The 6,141-nt window shown below is 52.3% G+C and carries 5 protein-coding genes; 2 read left to right on the forward strand and 3 right to left on the reverse strand.

What is annotated here, in order from left to right; genetic code table 11:
- Positions 1 to 273: 273 nt before the first annotated feature.
- Positions 274 to 717 (reverse strand): Lrp/AsnC family transcriptional regulator, encoded by a 444-nt coding sequence (locus tag FKW31_RS14280; RefSeq protein ID WP_150178886.1) that lies wholly within the window; start codon positions 715 to 717, stop codon positions 274 to 276.
- 139 nt (positions 718 to 856) lie between these two features.
- On the opposite strand from FKW31_RS14280, the gene alr reads away from it, so the two are divergent.
- Both alr and FKW31_RS14290 read left to right on the forward strand, forming a co-directional pair.
- Positions 857 to 2,002 carry an alanine racemase gene (gene alr / locus FKW31_RS14285; protein ID WP_150178887.1) on the forward strand — a complete coding sequence of 382 codons (1,146 nt, stop codon included), beginning with the start codon at positions 857 to 859 and terminating at the stop codon, positions 2,000 to 2,002.
- 34 nt (positions 2,003 to 2,036) lie between these two features.
- The gene (locus FKW31_RS14290; RefSeq protein ID WP_150178888.1) at positions 2,037 to 3,293 is read left to right on the forward strand and encodes a D-amino acid dehydrogenase; all 1,257 of its coding nucleotides are present in this window, start codon (positions 2,037 to 2,039) and stop codon (positions 3,291 to 3,293) included.
- Between the two features lie 274 nt (positions 3,294 to 3,567).
- On the opposite strand, the gene FKW31_RS14295 is transcribed toward FKW31_RS14290, so the two are convergent.
- Positions 3,568 to 4,494: a hypothetical protein gene (locus tag FKW31_RS14295; protein ID WP_238332868.1), complete on the reverse strand. Its 927-nt coding sequence runs from the start codon at positions 4,492 to 4,494 to the stop codon at positions 3,568 to 3,570.
- A gap of 26 nt (positions 4,495 to 4,520) precedes the next feature.
- Entirely contained in the window at positions 4,521 to 5,993 is a 1,473-nt protein-coding gene (locus FKW31_RS14300) for an amino acid permease (protein ID WP_370513070.1), read from the reverse strand.
- Positions 5,994 to 6,141 lie beyond the last annotated feature (148 nt).

The raw sequence follows: 6,141 nt of genomic DNA on the forward strand, positions 1-6,141 counted from the left end.
TCAATATTCCAGATCGGGCTCCTGTGGGATGACTGAATTCTACAAAATGACCCGAAATTGCCTCAAGTGTGAGAAATCCGCGTCGAAGATCTAAAATGCCAGAAGCGGCATAGCTACCCCTGCCTCTTCCGGCCCGTGTCCATCAGCGCGAAAAACGATTCATCGGAATCATCTTGTTACGGCACACAATGATCGCCAAAGCTATCCGAAAATAGGCTTCCCGTAGTACGTCATTGTCGCAGTTTAAACATGGGCGTTAATTGGCGACATACCTTATCGCTGCACGACAGTACGGATGGCAAAGTTGCTCTGTATCCGGGCTACACCGGACATACGTGACAGTTCTTGCTTATGGATGCGTTCGTAATCGGCGGCATCCCGCGCCTCGACCCGCACCAGATAATCGGCGTCCCCTGTCATCAGATAACATTCACGCACATCGGCGCATTCCCGCACCTGGGCCTCGAACCGCCGCAGACATTCTTCCGTCTGGCGTTCCAGCGTGATCTGCACAATCACGGTGGTCTTGCCATGGACCGAACGTTCATCCACCAGCGCCCGATACCCCCGGATCACCCCATCCTTTTCCAGCATCCTTACCCGGCGCAGGCAGGCGGAAGGAGACAGGCCGACTCTCTGCGCCAGTTCGGCATTACTCATACGTCCGTCGTGGAGAAGATTGCGCAATATGGCGTCTGTCAGACGGTCGAATATCATAGTGAATTTTCCATCTATTTTCGCATAAAATTGCGTCTCGATGCTTAATAATTGCATAAAATTTTACTGTAGGACAGGAAATTTTATTACGATTGAGTTACGATGAATCTGTTCCCCAGCCAGATGGATTACACGCCCCATGCCTGATCTTTCTTTCTTCCTACCCGGGAGCGGGTGGGCCGCGTCGGGAGCGGGCGCGATGCTGGAAATCAATCTGGATGCGATCGCTGCGAATTACCGTCTGCTCAATACTCGCACGGACAACGCCATCTGTGCTGCGGTGGTCAAGGCTGATGCCTATGGGCTGGGCGCCCACCGGGTTGCCCCCATTCTGGAACAGGCCGGGGCGAATACCTTTTTCGTCGCCCATCTGGAAGAAGGCGTCCGCCTGCGGTCGTATATTGCCCCCACCGCACACATTTTTGTCCTGCATGGCCCGATGCCGGGAACACAAGCCGAGTTCACGCGCCATGACCTGCTGCCGGTGCTGAATAGCATGGAACAGGTGGCCGGATGGCACGCGCATGCGGGCAAGACGGGCAACCCCCTGCCCGCCGCCCTGCAGGTTGATACCGGCATGTCGCGCTTTGGCCTGTCTGATGCGGATGTCGCCACACTGGAGGCCAACCCCGACCTGCTGGATGGAATCGACACGAAACTGGTGATGAGCCACCTTGCCTGCGCCGATACCCCGACAAACCCTGCCAACGCCATGCAGCGCGACCATCTGCGCGCCATGGCCGCCCGCCTGCCCGCCGCCCCGCTGGCGCTTTCGGCCTCATCGGGGATTTTCCTCGGACCTGATTACCATTTCGACCTTGTGCGTCCCGGTGCGGCCCTTTACGGCCTAGCCCCCAATGACGATGCGTCCAATCCGCTACGCCCTACCGTGCGACTGGGCGCGCGCATTGTCCAGCGCCGCACCATCAATGCAGGCGACGGCGTGGGTTATGGCCTGACATGGCGCGCCGCCGGGCCGCGTCGGATCGCAACCTTGGGCATCGGCTATGCCGACGGGTTCCTGCGCCACGGTGCCGATGGTGAAGGGTGTGCGTGGCTGGGAGATTACCGGCTGCCGATCCTTGGCCGCATTTCCATGGATTCCACCACCATTGACGTAAGCGACGTGCCCGAAAACGTGCTGGCGCAGGCCACGCATGTGGACATGATCGGCCCGCGCCGCAGTGTGGATGATGTCGCCCGGTCCGCAGGCACCATCGGCTATGAAGTGCTAACGGCGCTGGGTTCCCGTTTCCATCGCGCTTACCTGACACAGGTGGCGTGATGCGTTTCCATCCGCCAGAAAAGGCATCTATGTAATGAAAATCATCGTTCTGGGTAGCGGTGTCGTCGGTGTGACATCGGCATGGTACCTTGCGCAAGCAGGGCATGAGGTCACTGTGGTAGACCGCCAGCCCGAAGCAGGCCTTGAAACCAGCTTTGCCAATGCCGGGCAGGTCTCGCCGGGCTATTCCTCGCCATGGGCGGGGCCGGGCGTGCCGTTCAAGTCCATCAAGTGGCTGCTGATGAAGTATCGCCCCTTCGTGTTCTGGCCCATACCCGACCCGCATCTGTGGAAGTGGCTGGTGCAGATGCTCGAGAACTGCACCACCACCGCCTATAACCGCAACAAGGGCCGCATGGTGCGCATTGCGGAATACAGCCGCGACATGATGATGGACCTGCGCGCCACCACTGCCATCACCTACGATGACCGCCAGCAGGGCACGCTGCAGGTGTTCCGCACCCAAAAGCAGCTTGACGGCATTGCAGGCGATATCCGCGTGCTCGAGCAGTATAACGTGCCCTATCAGGTGCTCACGCGTGAAGGTTGCGTGGAGGCCGAGCCGGGGCTGGCCGCATCGGCGCATAAAATCGTGGGCGGGCTGCGCCTGCCGGGTGACGAGACTGGGGACGCGTTCATGTTCACCCAGCGCCTTGCGGCCATGGCTGCGGAGGCTGGCGTTACCTTCCATTACGATACCCGCATCCGCACCATGACGAATGATGGCGGCCGCATTACCGGGATCGAGACCAGCCGTGGCCAGATGGTGGCGGATTCTTATGTCCTGTCGCTGGGCAGCTATTCGCCCGCCATGGTGCGCCATCTTGGGCTGGACCTGCCGATATATCCGGTCAAGGGCTACTCGCTGACCGCTAACATCGTGAATGAAAAGCAGGCTCCGGTCTCCACCATCATGGACGAGACATTCAAGATCGGCATTACCCGCCTTGGCGAACGCATCCGCGTGGGCGGCACGGCGGAACTGGCCGGGTTCAGCACGAAGCTGCGCGCGCCCCGGCGCGAAACGCTGGCACATTCGGTCACCGATCTCTTCCCTGGAGGCGGCGACATCCCTGCGGCCCGGTTCTGGACCGGACTGAGGCCGATGACGCCCGATGGCACGCCCATCATCGGTCGCACGAGATACGAAAATCTTTTTCTCAACACCGGGCATGGCACGCTGGGCTGGACCATGGCCTGTGGCTCGGGCCGTGTTCTGGCCGATATCATGTCGAACCGCATGCCAGACATTCCTTATGAGGATCTGGGCATTGTGCGCTACAGCCAGTGAAGGGGCGTTTGAAAATAAAATTTAGTATGCGTTTTTAGAAGCGTCGCGCCTCCTGCCAAGACGAGGCGCGACACACGGATATCGTGTTATTTTAGGACACTTGATATCTATCAGGCACCTTTTGCTCCAGACAGACTGACGGCTAAATATGTCACAGTGCAATTCTGAAAACTACTAAAGCAATAAGAAAGCTACCGTCGCAATGCCACGCAGGCATATCTAAATTATACGTATTTATGCATCAATTAAAAATAAGAATTATCCCCAGATCATTTCAATAGAGAAAATTCACTGCCACTTGAGGAGAAATAATTCGATAAGTATTATGTCCGGCATAATATATCGATACACCCGCTATGACTCCATAGTTCGGAGACCAATTGTATTCTACGGCCGGAGCAATTTGCCAGTCTCCTGATGAGGCTGTTGTTGTATATAAATATGTACCGTTTTTATATCGCCCATGCAGTCTGGCACCATTTGCCCAGTCGCGAGCGATGTCTACTGCGAGCACCCAGCGTTGATTAATGCCGTATTCTAAGGAGAATCCTGTTTCTCCATACATCCCTGGTTGGGCGCGACCTGAAAAACCCTTTAACGTACCATAGCTAGTGACATCATGTAGATGTGCCGACGTTAACGCCCTGCGAAATGTAGCCCACATCCTCAATCGCAACTCGCGATGGTCAGGCAATGTATAAGTCGACTGTTCAGTGAGCGTAACGCGATAGGTATAAACTCCAGAACCGACACCATCTTCGGCGCGCCCGAGATGAGAATAGTCACCAGTAGGCAATGAGACACCCGTAATGAGATTGAGCGTTGGAATAAAACGCTGCGGATCAGCCGTCAGATAGCGCCACATCAAATCAATTGGCAGATCGCCAAATTTTAGTCCGCTGCTGGTCGTTCTATGGTTGCGCCACATATAGCTGATAGTCGGCTCAGTCTGTATGCTTAAATAATTTGTAATTGCGTAACGATACACAGTCAAGCTTGTAATGGATTGCTGACGAGGCGAAGACATGGGTGTATTATTATTATGACTTCCTATCATCCCATTAGGAATAGCGTAATATAAATAGGGTTCCATCAAAAACATATTTTTTTTAGGTAATGGACCAGATGGAGAAACCAGAGATCCAGTATACCACTGATCAGCGTAACAGGCATGAGTCTTGAAAGTTAATATAATTATCATGACTATTATTATTTTTATAATGTTTGTCATGATCCATTCCCGCCTTCAAAAATATTTGCATCATCCGTCAATTCGACGGAGTTCCATGTTTGCGGGACGACTGCCAATGGCCGATGGGGCGCAAGTCTCCATCCAACCACGAGCAAAAATACCAATATTGGGATAGCACAGACTGAATAGGTACCTATCGGATAATCCAAAACCATTAAACCGATAATGCTTAATAGAAAAACGAGAGTTACCCACGCTGTAAACGGAGCTCCAGGCATCGCGAATGTTGTCGGTTCTATTCGACCGGCCACAATTGCTTGACGCAACCGTATTTGACAGAGAAGAATCACGCACCATGTGCTGATTATCCCAAGGGACGCCATGTTGAGCATGATTTCAAATATTTGCGTCGGCAATAGATAATTCAAAACGATACCGAACATATATACAGAAACAGTCGTCAGGATCGCAGCCGCCGGAACCGACTGTCGATTCATCCGAGCCAGATACCTGGGCGCTGATCCATTCAAGGACAATGCACGTAATACACGACCTGTTGAGTATAAACCTGAATTCAGACTGGATAGGGCTGCTGTAAGAACAACAATGTTCATTACAGAGTCCATTCCTGGGACACCTAATTTCTGGAAAAATGTGACAAATGGACTAGTTCCAGCCTGATAGGCAGACCATGGAAGAAGCATTACAAGCAGCGTAATTGTACCTACGTAAAAAATAATAATACGCCAAATCACACTATTTATAGCAGATGGTAAAATTTCTCGGGCATTTCGACACTCTCCGGCCGCAGTTCCTATCATTTCGATGCCGGAATATGCAAAAACAACGCCCTGCATCAAGGCGAACGCCGGCAATATTCCGTGTGGGAATATTCCTCCGTTCTTAATAATAACAGGAATTCCTGTTGTATGTCCGTCTACTGGAACGCGAAGTCCAAGAATTATAGAAGCTACAGCTAAAAATAGAACAAGCGCCAAAATCTTAATTAAGGAAAACCAGAATTCCATTTCAGCGAACCATTTTACACCTATTAAATTCATAGACGTAATAACGGAAAGTGCTAATAGAGCCATAACCCATTGCGGAACCGACTGAAATATTCCCCAGAAATGCATGTACAGAGCCACAGCCGTAATATCAACAATACCTGTCATGGCCCAATTGAAAAAGGACATCGCGCCTGCGATATACGAAGCTTTAGGACCAAGGAATTCTAGAGCGTAAGATACAAAACTTCCGCTTGTGGGACGATACATCACTAATTCGCCAAGTGCGCGCAAAATCATAAATGAAAAGAAACCGCAAATAGCGTAGATAATGGCAAGAGAAGGTCCAACATCAGCAAGTCGCCCTGCAGCTCCAAGAAACAGACCAGTACCAATTGCTCCACCAAGTGAAATCATCTGGATTTGACGTCGGCCTAAAGCCTGAACATATCCATGATTATTTTTCGGGGAGTTTGAAGAAGATTGATCGTCCAATGTTATTTTCTCCTCATAACCAACTGTTCACCACGTGAACTAGATAGTCGCCGAAGTATCGTGTGTTTTTTCGATAGCTTTTCCGAGGAGGTCGATGCCGAGATCGATTTCCTCTTCGGAGACGGTCAGAGGAGGTGCGATGCGGAAAACGCCC

This window comes from Acetobacter sp. DmW_136, from assembly GCF_008690365.1.
Classification (GTDB): Bacteria; Pseudomonadota; Alphaproteobacteria; order Acetobacterales; family Acetobacteraceae; genus Acetobacter; species Acetobacter oryzifermentans.